The sequence below is a fragment of the Pseudomonas sp. LB3P25 genome (assembly GCF_054897985.1).
The window spans coordinates 3,465,220-3,489,450 of record NZ_CM142711.1 but is presented as its reverse complement, the minus strand read 5'-3'; the positions used below and the strand labels follow the sequence as shown (position 1 = coordinate 3,489,450).

The window sequence follows — 24,231 nt, the reverse complement described above, 5'->3', positions numbered from 1 at the left end:
GCTGATACGACCGTGGGGTCGATCAGAGGTTGCGTTTATCTGGCTGTTTTCCTACAGCGGCAGACAAACGCGAAACAAGGCGCCTTCGCCAATCCGGCTTTCGACGGTAATGGAACCGCCATGGGCGGCCACAATCTGTTCCGAAATAAACAACCCCAGGCCCAACCCCGCGACAGCGTGTTTGGCCGTGACACGTTCGAATTGCTGGAAAATACGCTTCTGGTTCTCTTCGCTGATACCGATCCCAAGATCGCGCACTTCCACCCGAGCCTGACCGCTCTCACTGTACACCTTAACGGTGATCGGACTCTTGGCGCCGTAGCGCAAAGCATTGGTCAGCAGGTTGGAAATCACCTGTTCAACACGAAATTCGTCCCAGCTGCCCACCACCGGTTGCTCGGCCTCCAGGGTGACCGAGGATTCGGCAGCATCGATCTGCGGTGCAAAGTTCTGCAATAAGCCGCGAACCAGCGCCGACAGATCGAAGCGCGTCGATCGGATCGACAACTTGCCGGTGCGAATTCGCGACACATCGAGCATGTCTTCGATCAAGCGGATCAGGCTTTTGATCTGCCGCTCGTCGCGATCGACCATCGCGTGCATTTTGTCCAGGGTGAACGCCGCAGCGTTGTCCCGGGCCAGGTGCATCTTGCGCAACTGGGTTTCGAGGATCAGGCCATTGAGCGGCGTGCGGACTTCGTGGGCAACGATGGACATGAAGTCATCGCGCATGCGCACCGCTTGCTCCAGTTCCCGCTGGGTACTCTGTAACTGCTTGAGCAGCGCTTCCTGCTCACGGCGGCTTTGCTCCAGCTCTTCGACCTGCTGTTTCATCGCCTTGCTTTGGCGAAACAGTTCGACGAACACGTTGACCTTGCTCTTGACCGCATGGATATCCAGCGGCTTGTAGAGGAAGTCCACGGCGCCGCTTTCATAGCCCTTGAACGCGTAGTTCAGCTCACGACCGGCGGCACTGACGAACACGATCGGGATGTTCTTGGTCTTTTCCGTGCCGCGCATCAGCTCGGCCAGTTCGAAGCCGTTCATGCCGGGCATCTGCACGTCGAGAATGGCCATGGCGAACTCGTGTTGCAGCAACAGCGACAAGGCTTCGTCGGCGGACAAGGCTTTATAAACGATACGGTCTTCGCGCCTGATCAACGCTTCGAGCGCCAACAAGTTCTCCGGGAGATCGTCGACGATCAGCAGTTTGGCCTGGATAGTACTTAGCATGCGATTCGTTCCAGCTCGACAAGCAGACGGCCGATGCCGCGTATAGGGAGAATGTGGTCCGGCTGGTGTAGATCAAGCGCAGCCTGAGGCATGGTCGCGACCAGGGCTTCGTCCGGGTCCTGGACGATGGTCATGCCGCCACAGCGTTTGACCTGGGCCAGGCCGCGGGCGCCATCGCGGTTGGCGCCGGTCAACAACACCGCGGCCAGGGCGCAACCGTAGGCATCGGCAGACGACTCGAACAGGTAATCAATGGCCGGTCGCGAATAATGCACGCGGGCTTCCAGGCTCAAGGAAAAACTGCGGTCCTGCTCCACCGACAAGTGATAACCCGGTGTCGCAAAATATACCGTTCCCGCTTCGACCCGCGTCTTGTCGCGGGCTTCCAGTACAGGCATGGCTACTCGCCGTGCGAACACCTCGGCCAGTTGGCTGTGACGTTCGTCCGGGAGGTGCAACACCACGATGATCGGCAGCTTGAAGCCTTCTCGCAGTGGACTGAGGATGTTCAGCAACGCCTCCACACCGCCGGCCGAGGCGCCAATCACGATAGCCTCTATAGAAGGCAAATCCGCTGCACTGTTCATGATTTGCGGTAAATCCGTTCTTGTTTGACCAACGGTTCGAACTGGTTGCCGTAGGCCGAAAAATCCAGGGTTTCCTTACTGCCCAGCACCAAAAATCCTCGATGGCAAAGGGATTCATGGAACAAACCGAAAGCACGATCCTGAAGCTTTTTGTTGAAATAAATCAAAACATTACGACACGAAATTAATTGAGTTTCTGAAAAGACACTGTCGGTCGCCAGACTGTGATCGGCGAAGGTCACGTTCTCACACAGCGTCTTGTCAAAAATGGCGTAACCGTAAGCCGCCGTGTAGTAGTCGGCGAACGAGCACTGGCCACCTGCCTGCTGGTAGTTATGAGTGTAGGCGCGGACATTCTCCATGGAGAAAATCCCTTGCTTGGCTTTATCCAGCGAGCGCGGATTGATGTCGGTGGCGTAGATGATGGTGCGATCGAGCAAGCCTTCTTCGCGCAGCACAATGGCCATCGAATAGACCTCTTCCCCCGTGCTGCAACCGGCGATCCAGATCTTGATCGAGGGGTAGGTCTTGAGCAGCGGTACCACTTCCTGACGGATCGCCAGAAAATGCGAAGGGTCGCGGAACATTTCGCTGACCGGGATCGTCAGCAGTTGCAGCAACTGCATGAACGCCGTCGGGTCGTGCAGGACCTTTTCCTGCAACGCTGAAATGGTCGAGCACTCGAACTGGCTCAACGCGTGATTGACCCGGCGCTTGATCGAAGCGCCGGAATAATCGCGAAAGTCATAGCTGTATTTGAGGTAGATCGCCTCGATCAACAAGCGCAATTCGATTTCGGTGTTCTTCTCCACTAGAAGCGTTCCACTAAATGCGTTCCATCTTCGGTAACCACACGCGAATCAGCGAGAACAGGCGATCCAGGTCGATGGGCTTGGCCAGGTAATCATTGGAGCCCGCTTGCAAGCAGCGCTCCTGATCGTCCTTCATGGCCTTGGCCGTCACCGCAATGATCGGCAGCTTGCGCCAGCGCGGGTCCTTGCGGATCAAGGTGGTGGCTTCGAAACCATCCATCTCCGGCATCATCACGTCCATCAACACCAGATCGATGTCCTCGACTTCATTCAGTCTTTCAATCGCTTCACGGCCGTTTCGGCCGATGACCACGACTGCACCCTTCTGCTCCAGAGCACTGGTGAGGGCGAAGATGTTGCGTACATCGTCGTCCACCAGCAGCACCTTGCGACCCTCGAAAACCCTGTCGCGGCTGCGCGCGGTCTTGAGCATCCTCTGGCGTTCATGGGACAACCTGGATTCGACTTTGTGCAGGAAGAGTGTGACCTCATCCAGCAAACGCTCGGGCGAGCGCGCGCCCTTGATGATGATCGAGCGCGAATACTTGCGCAGCTCGGCCTCTTCGTCCCGTGTCAGGTTACGCCCGGTGTAGACGATCACGGGCGGGAACGAGCAGATATCTTCCGTGGACATGCGCTTGAGCAGGTCGTTGCCGAGCATGTCCGGCAGCTTAAGGTCGATGATCATGCAGTCGAAAATCGTCGTGCGCAGCAGGTCCAGCGCATCCTGCGCCAGGCCAACGGCAGTGATCTCGATGTCATCGTCGCCGATCAGTCGGGCAATGCTGTCGCGCTGTACATCATCGTCTTCGACCAGCAGGACGCGTTTGACCTTCTGGGTCAGCTTGGCTTCAAGGCGGGCAAACACGTCCTTGAGTTCTTCGCGGGTGGTCGGCTTGACCGCGTAACCAATGGCGCCCATGTGCATCGCGGCTTCGACCCGGTCTTCCACCGAAATCACATGCACCGGAATGTGCCGGGTTTCAGCGTGTTCCTTCAGGCGTTGCAACACGGTCAACCCGGAATGATCCGGCAAGCGCATGTCCAGTAAAATGGCGTCCGGGATGAACTCTTTGGCCAGCTCGTAACCCTCATCCGCGCCGTGCGCCACCAGGCACTGATAACCCAGCTCATGCGCCAGGTCGTAAAGGATATTGGCAAAGTTCGGCTCGTCTTCCACCACCAGAATGCAACGAGTGGCGAATGGCGCCTTGGTGCGATCGTCGTCGAAACGCGGGATTTCGACTTCAGCAATCAGCGGCACCAGCGCGGCAGTCGTCACTCTCGGTGCAATGGCAACCGGCGTGGCTCTCATCGGCTCGACAGGCTCTTCGCCCGGTTCAACGTATTGCTGCGGCAAAACCAGGGTGAACACACTGCCCTGCCCCGGCTCGCTGGTGACACTGATGGAACCGCCGAGCAAGGCGGCCAGGTCACGGGAAATCGACAAGCCCAGGCCAGTGCCGCCGTAACGGCGATTGGTGGTGCCATCGGCCTGGCGGAAGGCTTCGAAAATGCTTTCCTGCTGATCCGCGGCAATGCCAATCCCCGAATCGCGAATGATAAAGGCGATACCGTCGCCTGGCTGGCTGGCGACTGTCAGGCTGACCGTGCCTCTTTCGGTGAATTTCACCGCGTTGGACAGCAGGTTCTTGATGACCTGCTCCAGACGCTGGCGGTCGGTGAAGATCATCATCGGCGCACCGGCCTGCACCTCGACCTGGAAATCCAGTTTCTTGTCGGTCGCCAAGGGCTGGAACATCCCTCGCAAGCCATCCACCAGACGCGCGACACTGGTGTTCTCCGGTCGCATCTCAAGCTTGCCGGCCTCGACCTTGGAAATGTCGAGAATATCGTTGATCAAGTTGAGCAAATCATTGCCGGCGGAATAGATCGACTCGGCAAACTTGACCTGTTCGGCGTTGAGGTTTTCCTGAGGGTTTTCCGCCAGCAACTTGGCCAGGATCAACGAGCTGTTCAGCGGCGTGCGCAACTCGTGGGACATGTTGGCGAGGAACTCAGACTTGTACTTGCTCGAGCGCTGCAACTCTTCGGCGCGTTCTTCGAGCAGGATCCGGGCCTGATTGAGCTCGGTGTTCTTCAGGTCCATGGCGTCGCGCTGGTCGGCCAGGATCTGCGCCTGCTCGGCGAGTTGCTCATTGGTTTGTTCAAGCTCGACCTGCTGGGTCTCCAGATGCGCCTGGGACTCCTTGAGAATCCGCGACTGCTCTTCCAGTTCTTCGTTGGCGGTCTTGAGTTCTTCCTGCTGAACCTGCAGTTCTTCATTGAGCTGCTGGGTTTCGGCCAGCACCTCCTGTAAGCGCTGGCGATAGCGAGCAGCCTCGATGGACGTGCCGATGTTGCCGGCAATCAGTTCAAGCAATTCGACATCACGGTCCGTCAGCGGGCGCAGGAAGCCCAGTTCGATCACACCGTTGACCCGATCGTCGTCACTGGTCGGCACGACCAGCACGCTGTGCGGCAGACCTTCGCCCAGGCCGGAGCTGACCTTGAAGTAATCGCTCGGTACCTCATCGAGACGAATCAAGCGAGCCTGGCTCGCTACCTGGCCGACAATGCCTTCATCGCTGTAAATCTGCTGTTCGCGCGCTTCCTGCTCACGGGAGAAACCGTAAGACGCGACGCGCTTGAGACCGCCGTGTTCTTCACGGATATAAATGGCCGCTACGGCGCTGCCCAGGTACTGCGCACAGAATTGCAAAATGTTGCGACCCAGCAGATTCAGCGACAGTTGCCCCAGCACTTGCTCGGCCAGTTCGGTCTGGCCATTGCGCAGCCAGGCTTGCTGCTCCAGGCGATGAGCACTGGCCTGTTGTGCGGCGAGGTTGGCGCTGTAGCTTTGCGAAAGGTTGAGCAAATCCCGACGGCCAACGTAGGCCAGCAATGCGCTGATCCCGACGATGAACAACAGATAAAGGCTGATGCTCCAGAGGGTGGTGTGGCGCACTTCCTCGTTACGCGTGGTGCGCAACTGCTGCTCCATGTCGATCACGTCTTCGTATTGCTTGCGGATCTCATCGGTCAACCGCTTGCCGCGCCCGGCCTTGACCGCGCTGCGGTAATCGCCGCTGGATCGCTGCAATTCGATCATTGTCTGCGCGTAAGTGGTCCACTCATCCTGCAAGGCCTGGAGCCGGTGCAGGCGGTCGGTCTGCACCGGGTTGTCCGCGGTCAGTTCGAGCAAGGTATTGAGGGCGACAGTGATTCGCGGCTTGGCCGTTTCGTAGGGTTCAAGGAAGTGCTCGTCGCCACTGAGCAGAAAGCCGCGCATACCGGTTTCCAGATCGACGGTCAGCTTGACCGCTTCATTGGCGTTATTGATCACCCGGTCGGTGTGCTCGACCCACTGGATCATCGACAGCAGGTAAGTGATCAGCGAGACAAAGAACACCGCGCTGAGCACGCCGACACCCAACGGCAGGCTGACGTTGCGGCTCAGGAGTTTACGAAATCGTTGCTCATCAACCGAAGACGCGGATGTCATGGGGGAAACCTCGTCGAACTGTTGAAAACCAAGGAGTTTGCCCCAAAAGCGGCGTATTGATCCAATTTTCTGACACCTTTTCGCGCAAAGTCCTACATTCCACTGCTCCAGTGCAAAGGAGCGGTTATCCTTGCCAGCACGTGTGCGGCTATTCTCTTTTCTACCGCGTGGGAACTTGTCGGGTTCCGTCACTTACTCAAGCAAGAGCCCGGCGATTTCGATCGACCGACAACCACGAATTCAACCTCTGAGAACCCCACTATGTCCGCCAACGCGTCCATCATCCTTGTAGTCGAAGACGACGCCATTGTCCGCATGCTGATTGTCGATGTGCTGGAGGAACTGGAGTTCAAGGTGCTCGAGGCCGATGGCAGCGAACAGGCGCTGGAATTCCTCAACGATGAAGACCAGTACATCGACTTGATGATGACCGATGTCGGTTTGCCGGTGATGGATGGGCGTGAACTGGCTACCCAGGCCCGGATGCTGCGCCCTGAATTGCCCATTTTGTTCGCCAGTGGTTATGCCGAAAGCATCGACGTACCTGCTGGCATGCAGGTGATCGGCAAGCCGTTTTCGATTGATCAGTTGCGGGACAAGGTCAAAGGAATGCTCGCCTAATATCCGTTGGAGCGGCCTCAGCATTTACCATCGACTGTGCTTTAATTGCGCCCCGCTTTTATCCCCTGCCCTCTGCCCGCATCAAGGAATGTCCGTTCATGACTCAGTCCAACGCAACCAAAGTCCTGGTCATTGGTTACGTCTGGCCCGAGCCCCGCTCTTCTGCGGCCGGCGGGCACATGATGCAAATTCTCGAGACTTTTTTGCAGCAGGGCTGGGACATTACGTTCAGTAGCCCGGCCGGCACGGGTGAACACCGGGCAGACCTGACGGTCTTGGGCATTCGCGAAGTCCCGATCGAATTGAACAACAGCAGTTTCGACACGTTCATCAGCGAACTGGCCCCCGATATTGTTCTGTTCGATCGGTTCATGATGGAAGAACAGTTCGGCTGGCGCGTTGAAAAACACTGCCCCGCTGCTGTGCGCGTGCTTGAGACCTCGGACTTGCAAAGCCTGCGAGATGCCCGCCATCAACGCCTCAAGGAGCGCTTGAAGGCCAGTGACGACGGCAATGATTTCGATGAATTGTTCGCGCCGGCGTTGCGTGAAGAGTTCGAACTCATGGCCGAGACCGATCTGGCCAAGCGGGAGATCGCAGCGATTTATCGTTGCGACTTGAATCTGATGATTTCTGAAGTGGAAATCGAGTTGCTGGTCGAGCAATTCAAGCTGCCGCGCAACTTGCTGCACTGGTGTCCGCTGATGGTTGAACTACCGAACGTGCCGCCAACCTCTTTTGAAGAGCGGGCGCACTTTCTCAGCATCGGCAACTTCCGCCATGCGCCTAACTGGGACGCGGTGCTCTGGATGAAAACCGCGATCTGGCCGCTGATCCGCAAACAACTGCCCAGCGCTCAGTTGCACATATACGGCGCTTACACACCGCCCAAGGCGACTGCCCTGCACAACGCCAGCCAGGGTTTTCATGTAATGAACTGGGCGGAAGATGCGTTAGAAGTCATGTCTAACGCGCGGATATGCCTGGCGCCGCTACGCTTCGGTGCCGGCATCAAAGGCAAGATTGTCGACGCCATGTTATGTGGAACGCCCTCGATCACAACGCCAATCGGCGCCGAAGCGATGCACGGCGAACACCTTTGGCCCGGTGCCGTGACCCGCACAGCACAGGAATTCGCCGATTGCGCGGTTCAGCTCTACAAGGATGAAGCACTTTGGACGCACACCCAATCCCTGGGTCAGAGATTGCTGGCTGATCGTTATCGACAGTCAGAACACGGCCCGGCATTGATCGAAAAGTTGTTGTACTGCCAACGACATTTGGCGCAACTTAGAAGCGATAATTTTACGGGCAGCATGTTGCGCCATCACCATCACAAAAGTACGCAATACATGGCGCAATGGATTGAGGCAAAGAATCGAAATCCGTTATAGCACTTACTCCAATAACAAACATTTTGCATTATCACTGTTATTGACCAAGCTTAATACCCTCTCTATAAATACCCCGCCGAACTTTAACTTGATTAGCCAAGTTCGGCGCAACTACCCACCCCTAATAAATCAATGCAAGGATGCATTAAATGGACAACTTTGTTCAGAATAATTACACACCTAATAACTGGATGGCCGCTACTCCGGCAATTGATACATTGTCGCTCTGCGAATTGACGCTGCCAGGCACCCATAACGCGGGCAGCGACTGGAAAGCCTCCTGGCCGCTGATTCCAGGCGCCCACTGGCTTGCCTGTCAGCACGAATCGTTTTATGCCCAACTGAGTCACGGTTCTCGTGCGCTCGATATCCGTTTAATGTACGACGCCAAGGCGCCGGGGCTCGGGAAATTCTGCATTCATCACAACGGTTATCGCAATGGTCGTACCTTGGGGCACCTTGTAACCGACGTGGAAAAATTTCTTCAGGAGAACCCCAATGAATTCATCATCCTGGATTTTCATGAACTAAAGGGGGATCAGTTTGATTTCGCTTACTTCAACAGCATGATGATGCATTTTCTTGGCGATCGCATAATCCCCACCAAAAACCGGTCTCTGAGCCTCCGTCAACTCAAACAAATCAGTTCTGTACAAAGAATTTTGGTCGCGGCCCCATGGCACAAGGCACTTGATAAAAACGTATTTCTCGAGCAGATCGACCACAAATGGTCTGGCAGCGGTATAACCAGTACCGCTGATTTGGAAAAGCATATTATTAATGTACTAAAAAACCCGCCGGGCACATGGGCACCGTGGTCGCTTTCTGCGACCAGCTACAGTGCTCTCGGCGGCCCCGTTGATATTCATGATGAGCTTAATGCCTGGTTCGACCCGACAAAAAGCGACTGGGCGACAAAGTGCAACATTATCAACGTCGACTTCATTGAAGAGACCAATGTTGTTTCTTATTGCCGAACTGCAAATCTGAAAAAAGCAGCCAACTAGTCATCGCGCCATCAAATGGCTATTTTTGTGCAAGTATTTCCATGGCTGGCAATACTGCCATGCACTTCTATGCTGGGTCATGAAAGCCTTTTGTCTCAGGCGAGTAATACGGATGTGGCCCCCAGCCACATCCGACACATGAACTTCTTCGCCCCACGGTTGGGGCGAATCAACGACAAGGAATTGTCATGACCCGCAATACAGCAACCACACTCGACAAACAGAAATGGATGAGCAACGTACTGGATATCGGCCGGTTGAAGCTGACCGATATCGTCTGGCCCGGCACGCACAACGCCGGCATGGACAAACAAGCACCCAACTACGAGGTGGTGGTCGGCAACTGGACAACATGCCAGAACGATTCATTTGCCTGGCAACTGGCCAACGGCGCACGGGCGTTCGATATCCGGCTCGGCTGTACCGCCGGCCCGGTGGAACCGGTGTTCTACTTCCATCACAACGGTTATCAGTCCCACCGAGTCCTTGATGAGCTGATCGACGCGGTGACGACATTCCTCGATCGAAACCCGGATGAGTTCATCGTCCTGGACTTCCACCAGTTAGGGGACGCGTCGAAGCCTTTCGACTATCAACAACTCAATGATTTACTGATGCGCCGCCTCGGTTCGCGCTTGATCCCCTCTTCGGATGCATTCAATACCGTGGAACAGTTCAAACGCGCCAGTCCACAGCGCCGCATTGTCATGGCAGCACAGGCGAAGCCCGGATTGAGCAGTGAGTATTTCTGGCCGCGAATACCTCACCAGTGGAACGGTAAGGTATTCAGCGACATCAGCGATCTGCAATCGCATATCGAGACCACCCTTGCAGGGGCACCTTACGAGACATTTCTCTGGTCGTTGTCGGCAACCTGTTATTCGCTGATAGGTGGCCCGCAGCACTTGAAAAACCAGATCAACGACTGGTTCCATACCACCCGCGACAGGGTCACCCGTTGCAGCATCATCAGCACCGATTTCTTTGAAGAGTCGGATATCGTCCGCTACTGCTGGAGCGCCACCAGCATGAAGGCGGTTTACGGACACAGGTTGCATGAACCGGCCTAGGCGAAAGTCGTGTCAGGCTGGTACAGCAGGCGCCAAAAGAGGCATGATCCGATAGCGATAACAAGAAAAGCGCCCTGACATGACTCGAACAGCCCGTGTGACAGACCCCTCCTACGAACTGATGGACGACCATAATGGGTTGTCCATCATCTATCGTCAGCACGGTTTTCCTTGCCCGTTGGTGCGCTGGCATTTTCACAAGGAATACGAGCTGCACCTGATCGTCGCCAGCTCCGGCAAAGTGTTCATCGGCGACTACATCGGTAACTTCTATCCGGAATCGCTGTTCCTCACCGGCCCCAACCTGCCCCACAACTGGATCAGCCAGGTGGCCGAAGACGAAGTGGTGCCCAAGCGCGACATGCTGGTCAACTTCACGGATGAGCTGTTCGACAGCGGCCACCTGGTGTTTGCCGAACTCAAGACGTTGACGCCGTTGTTGGAGCGCGCCCAGTACGGCATCGAGTTTCGCTGCAAGCGCACCATTCGCCAGGCCATGACCTTGATGCAGCGTATCGCCGACACCAAAGGCGTGACGCGCCTCGGGCACTTTTTCATTCTGCTGGAGTTGCTGGCGGCGTCTGACGACTATCAACTGCTGTCCGGGGCCACAACGCCGCAATTGGCCGACGAGCACAATATCGATCGCACTAACCGGGCGGTGGATTACATCTTCGCGCATTACGCTCGAGAGCTGCCGCTGGAAGAAGTCGCCGAGCACCTGGGCATGAAACCGACTTATTTCAGTCGAGTGTTCAAGCAAGCCACTGGACGCTGCTTCATCGAATTCGTCAATCGCCTGCGCATCAGCAAATCTTGCGAGCTGCTGGCCGATGGCGACAAACCGGTGACCGATGTGTGTTTCGAATCGGGCTTCAACAATATTTCCAATTTCAATCGGCGTTTTCAGCAACTCAAGGGCATGACGCCGTCGCATTACCGGCGGTTGGCCGTGCAACGGCTGACTGAGCAAAATCAGCACTGACTTTGTAACAGCGCCGCCCCCTGTAGCAGCTGCCGAAGGCTGCGTTCGACTGCGCAGCAGGCGCCAAACCTGCGACTCCATTGCGCCAGGATTACCGCGTACTCTGCTCCAGCGAGTGCTTCGCACTCGAACGCAGCCTTCGGCAGCTGCTACAGGGCGCCAGGTGCTAAATCCTGTCTTTCCAGAGCAGAGTGCAAAATAGTATCGATTCAAGTGCTACGGATGATTTGTCACATCATCAATTGAAGGCTGTAATCAGTGCACATTCTTCCCTCCGCAGGAAGACACAAAAACAATAACTGTCCTTCTGTGACCCGCCGGGTGCAGAAAAGGAGTGCACGATGCAACCTTCTGTAAAAGCTCTGCTTGCCCTCACCTGCATGACCCTCAGCAGCGTCAGCCTTGGCGCCCAGACCCTGACCATCGCCACCGTCAACAACAGCGACATGATCCGCATGCAAAAGCTCTCGAAAACCTTCGAGGCCGAGCATCCGGACATCAAGCTCAATTGGGTGGTGCTGGAAGAAAACGTCCTGCGTCAGCGCCTGACCACTGACATTGCCACACAAGGCGGACAGTTCGATGTGCTGACCATCGGCATGTACGAAGCCGCACTCTGGGGTGCCAAGGGTTGGCTGGAGCCGATGAAGGACCTGCCGGCCAGCTACGCCCTCGACGACGTGTTCCCGTCGGTGCGTGAAGGCCTGTCGGTCAAGGGCTCGCTCTATGCCTTGCCCTTCTACGCCGAAAGCTCCATCACCTATTACCGTACCGATCTGTTCAAGGAGGCCGGGTTGACCATGCCCGAGCACCCGACCTGGACCCAGATAAGCGAATTCGCCAGCAAACTCACCAATAAGGATAAAGAACAGTACGGCATCTGCTTGCGCGGCAAGGCCGGCTGGGGCGAGAACATGGCGCTGATCACCACCGTCGCCAATGCCTATGGTGCGCGCTGGTTTGATGAAAAGTGGCAACCGGAATTCACCGGCCCCGAGTGGAAAAACGCGCTGAACTTCTACGTTGACACCATGAAAAAATCGGGCCCGCCGGGCGCATCGAGCAACGGTTTCAACGAAAACCTGGCGCTGTTCAACAGCGGCAAGTGCGCGATCTGGGTCGATGCCAGCGTCGCCGGCTCCTTCGTTACCGACAAGACCCAAAGCAAGGTCAGCGAGCACGTCGGCTTCACCTACGCACCGCATGAGACCACCGACAAAGGCTCGGCCTGGTTGTATTCCTGGGCGCTGGCGATTCCGACCAGTTCCAAGGCCAAGGACGCGGCGAAAACCTTCAGCGCCTGGGCCACTTCCAAGGAATACGGCGCATTGGTTGCCGAGAAAGACGGCATTGCCAATGTACCGCCAGGTACCCGCGCTTCGACGTACAGCGATGAGTACATGAAGGCTGCGCCGTTCGCCAAGGTAACGCTGGAGTCGCTGAAAGCGGCGGACCCGAGCAAACCGACCCTCAAACCCGTGCCCTATATTGGCATCCAGTTGGTGACCATTCCTGAGTTCCAGGCCGTGGGCACCCAGGTCGGCAAGCTGTTCTCGGCGGCACTGATCGGCCAGACCACGGTTGACCAGGCCCTGACCGCTGCCCAGCAAACCACCGAACGTGAAATGAAGCGCGCCGGTTACCCGAAGTAACCCCTAGCCATCCACATTGTGGCGAGGGAGCTTGCTCCCGCTGGGCTGCGAAGCGGCCCCAAAACCGGTAACCGCGATTCATCAGACAGACCGCATTTTCCGGATTTACGACTGCTTCGCAGCCAAGCGGGAGCAAGCTCCCTCGCCACAGGGTCTCGCCGTACAACGAGCAAGTGATCGCCATGAATATTTCAACTGCCAAAGCTCACATGGACATTCCCCAACCGGTGCGTAAAAGCCGGTTGACCAACCCCGGCTGGTTCCTGGTCAGCCCCTCGGTGGCGTTGTTGCTGCTGTGGATGATCGTGCCGCTGGGCATGACTGTTTACTTCTCGCTGATCCGCTACAACCTGCTCTATCCCGGTGAAAACGAGTTCGTCGGGCTTGAGAACTTCAGCTACTTCCTCAGCGACTCGGGTTTCCTGCCCGGCGCTACCAATACCTTGTTGCTGGTCGGCAGCGTGCTGCTGATCAGCGTGGTGTTCGGGGTGTTGATCAGTGCGCTGCTGGAGGCCAGTGAGTTTCTCGGTCGCGGCATCGTGCGGGTGATGCTGATCTCGCCGTTTTTCATCATGCCCACCGTCGGTGCGCTGATCTGGAAGAACCTGATCTTCCACCCAGTGTCGGGGATCCTCGCCTACGTCTGGAAGCTGTTCGGCGCGCAGCCGGTGGACTGGCTGGCGCATTACCCGCTGCTGTCGATCATCATCATCGTGTCCTGGCAATGGCTGCCGTTCGCGATCCTGATCCTGATGACCGCCATGCAGTCCCTCGACCAGGAACAGAAGGAAGCCGCGCGCCTCGACGGTGCCGGACCGATCGCGATCTTCTGGCACCTGACCCTGCCGCACCTGGCGCGGCCGATTGCGGTGGTGGTGATGATCGAAACCATCTTCCTGCTCTCGGTGTTCGCCGAAATCTTCACCACCACCAACGGCGGCCCCGGCTACGCCTCGACCAACCTCGCCTACCTGATCTACAACCAGGCGCTGGTGCAGTTCGACGTCGGCATGGCGTCCGCCGGCGGCTTGATTGCGGTGGTGATCGCCAATATCGCAGCGATCGTCCTGATCCGGATGATCGGCAAAAACCTGACTGACAAGCCTTGAGGCCTGCGCCATGACCCTTCAACAATCCCGCCGTCTGCAAAGCCTGCTGCTCGGCACCCTGGCCTGGGCCATCGCGATCCTGATCTTCTTCCCGATCTTCTGGATGGTGATGACCAGCTTCAAAACCGAAATCGATGCGTTCGCCACGCCGCCGCAGTTCATCTTCACGCCGACGCTGGAGAACTACCTGCACATCAACGAGCGCAGCGATTACTTCAGCTTCGCCTGGAACTCGGTGGTGATTTCCTTCAGCGCTACCGCCCTGTGCCTGCTGATCGCGGTGCCGGCGGCGTACTCGATGGCGTTCTACGAAACCCAACGCACCAAAGGCACGCTGCTGTGGATGCTCTCCACCAAGATGCTGCCACCGGTGGGGGTGCTGATGCCGATCTACCTGCTGGCCAAGAGCTTTGGCTTGCTGGATACGCGCATCGCCTTGATCACCATTTACACCCTGATCAACCTGCCGATCGTGGTCTGGATGATTTATACCTACTTCAAGGACATCCCCAAAGACATCCTCGAAGCCGCGCGCCTCGACGGTGCCACGCTGTGGCAGGAAATGGTCCGGGTGCTGCTGCCGATCGCCAAGGGTGGCCTGGCGTCCACCGTGCTGCTGTCGCTGATCCTGTGCTGGAACGAGGCGTTCTGGTCCTTGAACCTGACTTCGTCGAAAGCCGCGCCGCTGACCGCGTTGATCGCCTCGTACTCAAGCCCCGAAGGTCTGTTCTGGGCCAAGTTGTCGGCGGTGTCGACGCTGGCCTGCGCGCCGATCCTGATCTTCGGCTGGATCAGCCAGAAACAATTGGTCCGCGGCCTGTCGTTCGGCGCCGTGAAATGAAGATCGCCGATCCAGCGCGATCCCCTGTGGGAGCGAGCCTGCTCGCGAAGGCGGTAGGTCAGCTTGCATTGATGTCGTCAGTGTCGACGTCTTCGCGAGCAAGCTCGCTCCCACAAAAAAAGCCCGCCCGGCTCAACTGAATAACAACAAGTGGAGGCCCATCATCATGGCCAACCTGAAAATCAAGAATCTGCAAAAAGGCTTCGAAGGCTTTTCCATCATCAAAGGCATCGACCTGGAAGTGAACGACCGCGAGTTCGTGGTGTTCGTCGGCCCGTCGGGCTGCGGCAAATCCACCCTGCTGCGCCTGATTGCCGGCCTGGAAGAAGTCAGCGGCGGCACCATCGAACTCGATGGCCGCGACATCACCGAAGTCAGCCCGGCCAAGCGCGACCTGGCGATGGTGTTCCAGACCTATGCCTTGTACCCACACATGAGCGTGCGCAAAAATATGTCCTTTGCCCTCGACCTGGCCGGCGTATCGAAAGCCGAAGTCGAGAAGAAAGTCGGCGAAGCGGCACGCATCCTTGAACTCGGACCGATGCTCGAACGTAAACCGAAACAGTTGTCCGGCGGTCAGCGTCAGCGCGTGGCCATCGGCCGGGCCATCGTGCGTAACCCGAAAATCTTCCTGTTCGACGAACCACTGTCTAACCTCGACGCCGCTCTACGGGTGCAGATGCGCCTGGAACTGTTGCGTCTGCACAAAGAACTGCAGGCCACGATGATCTACGTGACTCACGACCAGGTCGAAGCCATGACCATGGCCGACAAAGTCGTCGTACTCAATGGCGGCAAAGTCGAACAAGTCGGCTCGCCGCTGGACCTGTATCACCAGCCGGCCAACCTGTTTGTTGCCGGGTTCCTTGGCACGCCAAAAATGGGCTTCCTCAAGGGCAAAGTCACCCGCATTGAGCGCCAGAGCTGTGAAGTGCTGCTGGACGCAGGCACCCGTATCACGTTGCCGCTGAGCGGCGCCAACCTGAGCGTTGGTGGCGCGGTCACCCTGGGCATTCGACCGGAGCATCTGAATCTCGCGCAAACCGGCGACTGCACCTTGCAGGTCACGGCGGACGTCAGCGAACGCCTGGGCAGCGACACCTTCTGCCACGTGGTGACCTCGTCCGGCGAAGCCTTGACGATGCGTGTTCGCGGCGATCTGGCCAGCCGTTACGGCGAGTCGCTGAGCCTGCATCTGGACGCCGAACACTGCCATTTATTCGATGCCGACGGTGTGGCGCTGACCCGCCCACTACGCGCTGCGGCCTGATTTCGAGACCTTGTGATGAAACTCAATAAACAGAACCTCAATCGCCTCGCCCCCGAAGTCGCCCTGCCCGCCTACGCCCTGAGCGACACCCGCCAAGGCATCGCGCACATCGGCGTCGGCGGTTTCCACCGCGCCCATCAGGCGTATTACACCGACGCGCTAATGAATACCGGGGACGCACTGGACTGGGCCATTTGCGGCGTCGGCCTGCGCGCTGAAGACCGTCGCGCCCGGGACGATCTCAAAGAGCAGGATTACCTCTTCACCCTGTTCGAGCTGGGCGATACCGACGACACCGAAGTTCGGGTGATCGGCGCGATTCGCGACATACTGCTGGCCGAAGACGGCGCGCAAGCGCTGATCGACAAACTCGCCAGCCCCGAGATCCGTATCGTTTCGCTGACCATTACCGAAGGCGGCTACTGCATCGACGACAGCAACGGCGAGTTCATGGCCCAGCTGCCGCAGATCCAGCACGACCTGGCACACCCGACCGCACCGAAAACCGTGTTCGGTTTTCTCTGCGCCGCGCTGGCCAAACGCCGTGCAGCCGGCACGCCTGCGTTCACCTTGATGTCCTGCGATAACCTGCCGCACAACGGCGCGGTCACTCGAAAAGCGTTACTGGCTTTCGCCGCCCTGCGCGATGCCGAGCTGCGGGACTGGATCGCCACCCACGTGAGTTTCCCCAACGCGATGGTCGACCGCATCACGCCCATGACCAGCACTGAACATCGTCTGCAATTGCACGACAAACATGCGGTCGACGATGCCTGGCCGGTGGTCTGCGAACCGTTTGTTCAGTGGGTGCTGGAAGACAAGTTCGTCAACGGTCGTCCGGCCTGGGAAAAGGTCGGCGTCCAGTTCACCGACGACGTCACGCCTTATGAAGAGATGAAGATCAAACTGCTCAATGGCAGTCATCTGGCACTCACTTATCTGGGGTTTTTGAAGGGTTACCGCTTCGTTCACGAAACCATGAACGACCCGCTGTTCGTGCGCTACATGCGTGCCTATATGGACCTGGACGTGACCCCGCAACTGTCACCCGTGCCGGGGATCGACCTGACCGAGTACAAAAACACGCTGGAGGCGCGCTTTTCCAATCAGGCGATTGCTGATCAGCTGGAGCGCGTGTGTTCGGACGGTTCGTCGAAGTTTCCGAAGTTCACGGTGCCGACGATCAATCGATTGATCGCTGATGGGCAGGAGACCAAACGGGCGGCGTTGGTGGTAGCGGCTTGGGCGCTGTATTTGAAGGGCGTGGACGAAAATGGCGATACCTACAGCATTCCTGATCCGCGTGCGGCGTTTTGTCAGGCGCTGGTGGTGGATGATGCGTTGATCACGCAGCGGTTGCTGGAGGTTGAGGAGATTTTTGGTACGGCGATTCCTCATTCGCCGGAATTCGTGGCGGCGTTTGAGTGGTGCTGTAACAGCTTGCGTGACGTCGGTGTGTCGCGGACGTTGGAGCGGGTGTTGGCTTAAGTCCTGCGGTGAATCTGCCTCCGTCTTCGCGAGCAGGCTCGCTCCCACATGGGATCGGTGTCGGACACAAAATCCGCGTCTTCTGAAAATCTCCTGTGGGAGCGAGCCTGCTCGCGAATGGCTTCACCGAGATCGACCTGACACACCAAGGATCTTCCATGGCAAACCAACATTTATTCCTCGGCATCGACTGCGGCACCCAAGGCACCAAAGCCATCATCCTCGACGCGGTCAGCGGTCAGGTGCTCGGCCAAGGTGCCGCCGCCCACACCTTGATCAGCGGCGCCAATGGCCGCCGCGAGCAAGACACCTCGCAATGGCTGGAGGCCTTCGCGCTTGCCACCCGCCGTGCATTGCTCGCGGCGAAGGTCGACGGCCAGGGCATCCTCGGCATCGGCGTGTCCGGCCAGCAACACGGGCTGGTGCTGCTCGACGATCAGGGCCAGGTGCTGCGTCCGGCCAAACTCTGGTGCGACACCGAATCCACCCCGGAAAACGACCGGCTGCTGACCCACCTGGGTGGCGAAAAAGGCTCCCTGGAACGCCTCGGTGTTGTGATCGCGCCGGGCTACACCGTCTCCAAACTGCTCTGGACCAAAGAACAACACCCGCAGATTTTCGCTCGCATCGCCCGCATGCTGCTGCCCCATGACTACCTCAACTATTGGCTCACCGGCCGCAGTTGCAGCGAGTACGGCGACGCCTCGGGCACCGGGTATTTCAACGTGCGCACCCGCCAGTGGGATTTGCAGCTGCTGCGTGACATCGATCCCACCGGACGACTGCAAGCCGCGCTACCGGAGCTGATCGACGCTCATCAAGCGGTCGGCACGATCCTGCCGAGCATCGCCGAACACCTGGGCATCAACCCGCAGGCGCTGGTGTCCAGCGGCGGTGGCGACAACATGATGGGCGCCATCGGCACCGGCAATATCAAGCCCGGCGCTATCACCATGAGTCTTGGTTCTTCGGGGACGGTGTACGCCTATGCGGATCAGCCGAAAGTCAGTGCGGACGCTTGTGTCGCAACGTTCTGCTCCTCCAGTGGTGGCTGGCTGCCGCTGATCTGCACCATGAACCTGACCAATGCCACCGGGGTGATTCGCGAGTTGTTCGAGCTGGGTATCGAACAGTTCAATGCCCTCGTCGCACAAGCACCCATCGGTGCCGAAGGCGTGTGCATGTTGCCGTTCCTCAACGGCGAGCGCGTCCCTGCCCTGCCCCATGCCACCGGCAGCTTGCTGGGGTTGACGATGACTAACCTGACTCAGGCCAACCTGTGCCGCGCGGTGGTGGAAGGCACGACCTTCGGTTTGCGTTATGGGCTGGACCTGCTGCGCCAGAATGGCTTACAAAGCCGCAGCATTTGCCTGATCGGCGGCGGCTCGAAAAGCCCGGTGTGGCGGCAGATCGTCGCTGACATCATGAACACCCCAGTCATCTGCACTGAACAAAGCGAAGCCGCGGCCCTTGGCGCCGCGATTCAGGCCGCGTGGTGCAAGTCCTGGGCAAACGGGCATGAAGACAGCCTGGCGGATCTATGCGAGCGTTGCGTGAAGCTCGATCCGGCCAGCGAAACCCTGCCGATCGCAGACAATGTGGCAGCCTGTCAGCAGGCTTACGAACGCTATCAACTGCATGTCGCAACCCTTTAAAGAGTGAACAACTATGTATCTGGTGTGTGGCGAAGCGCTGTTCGATTTCTTCAGTGAAGACGACGTCAGCGGCCTGGCTTCAAAAGTGAATTTCAAGGCGATTGCCGGCGGCTCGCCGTTCAACGTCGCGGTGGGTTTGCGCCGTTTGGGCGTGGACGCGGCGCTGTTCGCCGGGTTGTCGACCGACTATCTCGGCCGGCGCTTGCAGCAGGTCCTGCAGGATGAAGGCGTGCGCCCGGACTTCCTGGTGGATTTCGCGGCGCCTACGACACTGGCGATGGTGGCCGTCGGTGCCAATGGTTCACCTCATTACAGCTTCCGGGGCGAAGGCTGCGCGGATCGTCAGTTGAAAACCGAGCATCTACCGGAACTGGGACCTGAAGTGCGCGGCTTGCACATCGGTTCGTTTTCGCTGGTGGTGCAACCCATCGCCGACACACTGTTAGCATTGGTGCAGCGCGAGAGCGGTAAACGCTTGATCAGCCTTGATCCCAACGTGCGGCTCAATCCTGAGCCGAATATCGACCTGTGGCGCTCGCGGATTGCGACCTTGGTTGAGCTGGCCGACCTGATCAAAGTCAGCGATGAGGATTTGAGCCTGTTGTACCCCGAGCAGGATCCGCAACGGGTGATTGAAGGCTGGCTGCAGCATCGCTGTCAGTTGGTGTTTCTGACCCGGGGTGGCGAGGGGGCGACGGTGTTCAGCCGTATGCATGGCTCCTGGTCGGTGCCAGCGAGCTCAGTGAAAATCGCCGACACCGTAGGCGCTGGCGATACGTTCCAGGCGGCGCTGATTACCTGGCTGACCGAACAGCAGCTGGATTCGGTTGAGGGCGTGCAGCAGCTGAGTCGTGAGCAGATTGATGCGATGCTCAAATTTGCAGTGCAAGCGGCGGCGCTGACGTGCAGCAAGACCGGGCCGGATTTGCCGTATCGCTATCAGTTGGATCTTAGCTGAGGCTGATGGCCTCTTCGCGAGCAGGCTCGCTCCCACAGTAGATCTTCAGTGAACACAGGTTTTGTGTTCGGCAACGATCCAATGTGGGAGCAAGCCTGCTCGCGAAGGCGGTGTCACTTACACCGCTAATCTTCCGACGCTGGAGTCCAGTGACTGGCGAACGGGGATGAGAACACGGTGGTGAGCGGCAATAAGGGCAGAGGGCTGCTACTGGCTACAGACGACTTTAGTCGGTAAATGACGGCTCGTTTCCTTGAACGAGGCGCTTTAATCCTGCACCATCCGCCCCAGCTTATTCAAAGGACGGAATTAAAGGCATGCTGGACGCGAACGCAACCCATATTTCCCTGACGCTGGAAGGCGTTTCCGTTGACCTTCAGGTACTCAGCTTCGTCGGTCGCGAAACCCTCAACCAGCCGTTCTGTTTCGACATCGAACTGGTCAGCGCCCGCCCCGACCTGAAACTCGAAAAGTTGCTGCACAAGCCCGGCTGCTTGACCTTCGGCGCTACCGGCAAAGGCATCATCCACGGTCTGGTGTACCGCATCGAGCAAGGTGATTCCGGCAAAAGCCTGACCCGTTACAGCATCAGCCTGGTGCCGCAACTCGCCTACCTGCGCCACAACCATGACCAGCAGATTTTCCAGCATTTGAGTGTGCCGAAGATCATCGCTCAGGTCCTCGAAGCGCGCGGCATCCTGGCCGACGCCTACAGCTTCCAGCTCGGCGCCATCTATCCGGAACGCGATTACTGCGTGCAGTACGACGAATCCGACCTGCATTTCATCCAGCGTCTGTGCGAAGAAGAAGGCATTCACTTCCACTTCCAGCACAGTGCCAGCGGCCACAAACTGGTGTTCGGCGACGACCAGACCGTGTTCCGCAAACTCGCGCCCGTGGCCTACCAGCAAGACTCCGGCATGGCTGCCGAGAAACCGGTGATCAAGCGCTTCAACCTGCGCCTGGAAACCCGCACCACCCGCGTCAGCCGTCGCGATTACGACTTCGAGAAACCGCGCATCCTGCCCGAGGGCTCCGCCAAAAGCGCGTTCGCCCCGGACCTGGAAGACTACGACTACCCCGGCCGCTTCACCGACCGCGAACGCGGCAAGCAACTGGCAGCCCGTGCCCTGGAACGCCATCGCAGCGACTACAAACTTGCCGAAGGCAAAGGCGACGAGCCAACCCTGGTCAGCGGCCACTTCATGGCCCTGGGCGAACACCCGCGCGCCGAGTGGAACGACCTCTGGCTGCTGCTGGAAGTGGTGCACGAAGGCAAACAGCCGCAAGTGCTCGGCGCAAACGTCATCAGCGACGTCACCCAGAACAAAGACGATTTTCACCAGGGTTACCGCAACCGCTTCCTCGCCACCCCGTGGGACGCGCACTTCCGCCCGGCCCTCGAACACCCGAAACCCAAAGTCCTGGGCAGCCAGACGGCCATCGTCACCGGCCCTGCGGGTGAAGAAATCCATTGCGACGAGTACGGCCGCGTCAAAGTCCAGTTCCACTGGGATCGCGAAGGCCAGGCCGACGACAAGACCAGCTGCTGGCTGCGCGTCGCCACCGGCTGGGCCGGCAGCGCCTACGGTGGCATCGCCATCCCGCGCATCGGCATGGAAGTGCTGGTGTCGTTTATGGAAGGCGACCCCGACCAACCCCTGATCACCGGCTGCCTGTACCACAAGGAAAACGTCGTCCCCTACGACCTGCCGGCGAACAAGACCCGCAGCACCTTCAAAACCCTGAGCTCACCGGGCGGTAATGGTTACAACGAGTTTCGAATTGAAGACAAGAAAGGTGCGGAACAGATCTACCTGCATGCCCAGCGCGATTGGGATGAAAACATTGAACATGACCAGAAGATTCGCGTCGGCAACGAGCGACACGACACGGTCGAGGCCAATGTTTTAAGCGAATTCAAGGTTGAAGAGCATCGGATTACCCATCTGGATCGCAAAACTGAAACGCGGGCGGATGATCACCTGACGGTTGCCGTTACTCAGCATGTGAAGGTGGGGACGGCGCAGTTTGTTGAGGCGGGTCAGGAGATTCACTACAACGCAGGGGAAAAGGTTGTGGTTGAGGGTGGCATGGAGCTGACGGCCAAGGCTGGCGGGAGCTTTGTGAAGGTGGATGCGGGGGGCGTGACGATCAGTGGCGCGCAGGTAAAAGTTAACTCCGGCGGTGGTCCCGGCGCGGGAACAGGGATTCAGATTCTCCCTCCTGTTATTCCATGGGCCGCCGCCCAGGACAAAGCAGGCGCTCTGCTCGTCCCGGCAGCCGTGCAAATGGCCATGGCCAAAGCCGCCCGTGCGGCTGGCGACATCCGCTGCCCGATTTGCGAGGCCTGCCGTGAAGGCAAGTGCGACCTGGGGACAGCAGCATGAGCGACGCACTCAACCACTGGCTCGGCGAACAAGCCCGGCTCAATCGAGTCCTGATCCTCGCCCTCGACAGCCTCGCCGAACCCAATCCGGTCACCTCGCTGTACAGCGCTGGCCTGATGCAGCGCTCGGTGCAACTCTATCGAGGCACCCAGTACGCCGAGTTCGCCCCCATCAGCCCATGGCTGACCGAACTGACGAACCCCAGCGCCGACGCCTTCCGCAAACTACTGGACGACCCACAGCGAAACTGGGGCTGGATCGGCAGCATGGACAAGGCCGACCTCGACGGCCTGACCCAACACTGGCGAGCGCGGATGGTCATTGACGAAGACGGCGAGCGCTCGTTGTTCCGTTTCCAGGACAACCGCGTGATTGCTCGCTGCCTCGCCAACCTGAGCGAGACCGAACGACCCGTGTTATTGGGCCCGATCAGCAGCGTGCTGTATTGGGACGAGGAACAATGGAAAAGCGTCGATAACGCCCGCCCCGGCATATACCCGGTGCCAAACCCGGCGCCATGGCTGCGCATCCCCAACTCGCCGGACCGCAGCCGCAGCATCCTGCGCGAAAACATCAAGCGCTGGCTCTTGGTGCACCACGTCGAAGCCGCCGCCAAACTCTCCGAAACCCGCAACGTTCGCGAGTGGCTGGAAGAACAGATGGACCTGCTCGAAACCTGGCAATGGAACACGCCGGAACAGCGGGAATTCATGCTTAGCCTCAGACTTGATCCTAAATGTGCGGACGACGTGGCTTGGCAGCCATTGCCGGGTGAGACGCCAGAGCAACATTTTGCGCGGTGCCAGCGGGTGTTTGATGCGAGCTTGGGTAAGTCAGAGCGTGAGTGAGGCAGAGGCGTTTGGCGCGGCTAGACATGTGCTTTGTTTTTTTGCTGTGGCGGGTGTGATGGTGGCTTCTGGTTGTTCGGTCATCAAGCCTGCTGACAGTTTTACGTTACTGACGGAACTGCCACCGGGGTTCAGCATTAAAGGTGAAGCGTCTTATGTGCCTAGAACGGGAGAGAGTTGTACAGTCCCTCCTAGAAAAAGCAGAAGCTATCCTGGATTAAAGTTCTTTGAGCAAAAGCTTAATAACGACGCTCAGACAGCGCATTTTGAAGTGCCACTGACCAGCAATGAAGGTGGCTGCCCGCTGGTAATTGATACCTTCTCATATGAGGTTGACGCCAAATATGGTGCTGACTTTCGAAATGTAGGTAGGGCCCACACAGGAGTTTCGTTTCGGGATGGAAGCGCAGAAAGTCCGAACCCTCCTCCAGTCCTGGTCTTGCAGAAACAGTGCGAATGGTTCTTTCGCACCGCAGGACCAAAACGCTACATCGTAAAACTTCTGAAATGTAGATCTATAGAAACTCCGGACCAGGCAACTGACACAGATGTTAAAGGTCCCATGCAACGTGCTCAGTTTGCAGGAAAGACAATAAAAGTAGTTTTCGCCATTTCAAGCGAGGAAAGTCCAGCCGTAGGCGATAACTGGATAAAGTTCCCGGCTGGGTGGAAACGCTGCATGGGTAAGAGCCTGGAGGACCCTTATGCGTTTTGTAATGGGAACACCACCAGTTTCAAACCGTTCAAAATGCCGGATGGACGCGATTGCACGGTCTACCCAATTTGCACCGAACAAGGAAAATAAA

The 24,231-nt window shown here is 58.0% G+C and carries 19 protein-coding genes; 15 read left to right on the top strand and 4 right to left on the bottom strand.

What is annotated here, in order from left to right:
* Positions 1-51: 51 nt before the first annotated feature.
* Genes ACYZTW_RS15825 through ACYZTW_RS15810 form a run of 4 tightly spaced genes read right to left on the bottom strand, consistent with a single transcriptional unit; the run spans position 52 to position 6,137 of the window.
* A complete protein-coding gene (locus ACYZTW_RS15825; RefSeq protein ID WP_462005665.1) occupies positions 52-1,233 on the bottom strand; it encodes a hybrid sensor histidine kinase/response regulator in 1,182 nt (393 codons plus the stop codon).
* A complete protein-coding gene (locus ACYZTW_RS15820; protein ID WP_462005664.1) occupies positions 1,227-1,820 on the bottom strand; it encodes a chemotaxis protein CheB in 594 nt (197 codons plus the stop codon). The genes ACYZTW_RS15825 and ACYZTW_RS15820 overlap by 7 nt, the downstream gene beginning before the upstream one ends.
* Positions 1,817-2,632: a CheR family methyltransferase gene (locus ACYZTW_RS15815; protein WP_462005663.1), complete on the bottom strand. Its 816-nt coding sequence runs from the start codon at positions 2,630-2,632 to the stop codon at positions 1,817-1,819. The genes ACYZTW_RS15820 and ACYZTW_RS15815 overlap by 4 nt, the downstream gene beginning before the upstream one ends.
* 13 nt (positions 2,633-2,645) lie before the next feature.
* On the bottom strand, positions 2,646-6,137 hold the full coding sequence (locus tag ACYZTW_RS15810; RefSeq protein WP_462005662.1) for a response regulator: 3,492 nt from the start codon (positions 6,135-6,137) through the stop codon (positions 2,646-2,648).
* Positions 6,138-6,398: 261 nt separating this feature from the next.
* On the opposite strand from ACYZTW_RS15810, the gene ACYZTW_RS15805 reads away from it, so the two are divergent.
* The 15 genes from ACYZTW_RS15805 (at position 6,399) to ACYZTW_RS15735 (ending at position 24,230) form a co-directional block, all read left to right on the top strand.
* Positions 6,399-6,758: a response regulator gene (locus tag ACYZTW_RS15805; RefSeq protein ID WP_462005661.1), complete on the top strand. Its 360-nt coding sequence runs from the start codon at positions 6,399-6,401 to the stop codon at positions 6,756-6,758.
* A 98-nt stretch (positions 6,759-6,856) separates the two neighbouring features.
* Positions 6,857-8,152: a glycosyltransferase gene (locus ACYZTW_RS15800; RefSeq protein ID WP_462005660.1), complete on the top strand. Its 1,296-nt coding sequence runs from the start codon at positions 6,857-6,859 to the stop codon at positions 8,150-8,152.
* Positions 8,153-8,301: 149 nt separating this feature from the next.
* Positions 8,302-9,159 carry a phospholipase gene (locus ACYZTW_RS15795; RefSeq protein WP_462005659.1) on the top strand — a complete coding sequence of 286 codons (858 nt, stop codon included), beginning with the start codon at positions 8,302-8,304 and terminating at the stop codon, positions 9,157-9,159.
* A gap of 188 nt (positions 9,160-9,347) precedes the next feature.
* Positions 9,348-10,229, top strand: a complete 882-nt coding sequence (locus ACYZTW_RS15790; protein ID WP_462005658.1) for a phospholipase — start codon at positions 9,348-9,350, stop codon at positions 10,227-10,229.
* Between the two features lie 79 nt (positions 10,230-10,308).
* Positions 10,309-11,214, top strand: a complete 906-nt coding sequence (locus tag ACYZTW_RS15785; RefSeq protein WP_462005657.1) for an AraC family transcriptional regulator — start codon at positions 10,309-10,311, stop codon at positions 11,212-11,214.
* 341 nt (positions 11,215-11,555) lie between these two features.
* Positions 11,556-12,866, top strand: coding sequence for an ABC transporter substrate-binding protein (locus ACYZTW_RS15780; protein WP_462005656.1), 1,311 nt, complete (start codon positions 11,556-11,558; stop codon positions 12,864-12,866).
* 209 nt (positions 12,867-13,075) lie between these two features.
* Positions 13,076-13,975: a carbohydrate ABC transporter permease gene (locus tag ACYZTW_RS15775; protein WP_462005767.1), complete on the top strand. Its 900-nt coding sequence runs from the start codon at positions 13,076-13,078 to the stop codon at positions 13,973-13,975.
* 10 nt (positions 13,976-13,985) lie between these two features.
* Complete coding sequence (locus ACYZTW_RS15770) at positions 13,986-14,816, top strand: carbohydrate ABC transporter permease (protein WP_223484925.1); 831 nt, start codon at positions 13,986-13,988, stop codon at positions 14,814-14,816.
* A 166-nt stretch (positions 14,817-14,982) separates the two neighbouring features.
* The gene (locus ACYZTW_RS15765) at positions 14,983-16,086 is read left to right on the top strand and encodes an ABC transporter ATP-binding protein (RefSeq protein WP_462005655.1); all 1,104 of its coding nucleotides are present in this window, start codon (positions 14,983-14,985) and stop codon (positions 16,084-16,086) included.
* A gap of 15 nt (positions 16,087-16,101) precedes the next feature.
* Positions 16,102-17,574: a mannitol dehydrogenase family protein gene (locus ACYZTW_RS15760; protein WP_462005654.1), complete on the top strand. Its 1,473-nt coding sequence runs from the start codon at positions 16,102-16,104 to the stop codon at positions 17,572-17,574.
* 158 nt (positions 17,575-17,732) lie between these two features.
* Positions 17,733-19,229 (top strand): xylulokinase, encoded by a 1,497-nt coding sequence (xylB, locus tag ACYZTW_RS15755; protein ID WP_462005653.1) that lies wholly within the window; start codon positions 17,733-17,735, stop codon positions 19,227-19,229.
* A 13-nt stretch (positions 19,230-19,242) separates the two neighbouring features.
* The gene (locus ACYZTW_RS15750; protein WP_462005652.1) at positions 19,243-20,187 is read left to right on the top strand and encodes a carbohydrate kinase family protein; all 945 of its coding nucleotides are present in this window, start codon (positions 19,243-19,245) and stop codon (positions 20,185-20,187) included.
* Between the two features lie 317 nt (positions 20,188-20,504).
* Entirely contained in the window at positions 20,505-22,577 is a 2,073-nt protein-coding gene (locus ACYZTW_RS15745; RefSeq protein ID WP_462005651.1) for a type VI secretion system Vgr family protein, read from the top strand.
* Complete coding sequence (locus ACYZTW_RS15740; RefSeq protein WP_462005650.1) at positions 22,574-23,425, top strand: DUF4123 domain-containing protein; 852 nt, start codon at positions 22,574-22,576, stop codon at positions 23,423-23,425. Before ACYZTW_RS15745 ends, ACYZTW_RS15740 begins: the two co-directional genes overlap by 4 nt.
* Positions 23,418-24,230, top strand: a complete 813-nt coding sequence (locus ACYZTW_RS15735) for a hypothetical protein (RefSeq protein ID WP_462005649.1) — start codon at positions 23,418-23,420, stop codon at positions 24,228-24,230. Before ACYZTW_RS15740 ends, ACYZTW_RS15735 begins: the two co-directional genes overlap by 8 nt.
* Position 24,231 lies beyond the last annotated feature (1 nt).

Excerpts from the sequence above, each read along its gene's own strand:
- ACYZTW_RS15825 (WP_462005665.1), bottom strand. The coding sequence starts at position 1,233 with ATGCTAAGTACTATCCAGGCCAAACTGCTGATCGTCGACGATCTCCCG.
- ACYZTW_RS15820 (WP_462005664.1), bottom strand. The coding sequence starts at position 1,820 with ATGAACAGTGCAGCGGATTTGCCTTCTATAGAGGCTATCGTGATTGGC.
- ACYZTW_RS15810 (WP_462005662.1), bottom strand. The coding sequence starts at position 6,137 with ATGACATCCGCGTCTTCGGTTGATGAGCAACGATTTCGTAAACTCCTG.
- ACYZTW_RS15805 (WP_462005661.1), top strand. The coding sequence starts at position 6,399 with ATGTCCGCCAACGCGTCCATCATCCTTGTAGTCGAAGACGACGCCATT.
- ACYZTW_RS15800 (WP_462005660.1), top strand. The coding sequence starts at position 6,857 with ATGACTCAGTCCAACGCAACCAAAGTCCTGGTCATTGGTTACGTCTGG.
- ACYZTW_RS15795 (WP_462005659.1), top strand. The coding sequence starts at position 8,302 with ATGGACAACTTTGTTCAGAATAATTACACACCTAATAACTGGATGGCC.
- ACYZTW_RS15790 (WP_462005658.1), top strand. The coding sequence starts at position 9,348 with ATGACCCGCAATACAGCAACCACACTCGACAAACAGAAATGGATGAGC.
- ACYZTW_RS15785 (WP_462005657.1), top strand. The coding sequence starts at position 10,309 with ATGACTCGAACAGCCCGTGTGACAGACCCCTCCTACGAACTGATGGAC.
- ACYZTW_RS15780 (WP_462005656.1), top strand. The coding sequence starts at position 11,556 with ATGCAACCTTCTGTAAAAGCTCTGCTTGCCCTCACCTGCATGACCCTC.
- ACYZTW_RS15775 (WP_462005767.1), top strand. The coding sequence starts at position 13,076 with ATGGACATTCCCCAACCGGTGCGTAAAAGCCGGTTGACCAACCCCGGC.
- ACYZTW_RS15770 (WP_223484925.1), top strand. The coding sequence starts at position 13,986 with ATGACCCTTCAACAATCCCGCCGTCTGCAAAGCCTGCTGCTCGGCACC.
- ACYZTW_RS15765 (WP_462005655.1), top strand. The coding sequence starts at position 14,983 with ATGGCCAACCTGAAAATCAAGAATCTGCAAAAAGGCTTCGAAGGCTTT.
- ACYZTW_RS15760 (WP_462005654.1), top strand. The coding sequence starts at position 16,102 with ATGAAACTCAATAAACAGAACCTCAATCGCCTCGCCCCCGAAGTCGCC.
- xylB (WP_462005653.1), top strand. The coding sequence starts at position 17,733 with ATGGCAAACCAACATTTATTCCTCGGCATCGACTGCGGCACCCAAGGC.
- ACYZTW_RS15750 (WP_462005652.1), top strand. The coding sequence starts at position 19,243 with ATGTATCTGGTGTGTGGCGAAGCGCTGTTCGATTTCTTCAGTGAAGAC.
- ACYZTW_RS15745 (WP_462005651.1), top strand. The coding sequence starts at position 20,505 with ATGCTGGACGCGAACGCAACCCATATTTCCCTGACGCTGGAAGGCGTT.
- ACYZTW_RS15740 (WP_462005650.1), top strand. The coding sequence starts at position 22,574 with ATGAGCGACGCACTCAACCACTGGCTCGGCGAACAAGCCCGGCTCAAT.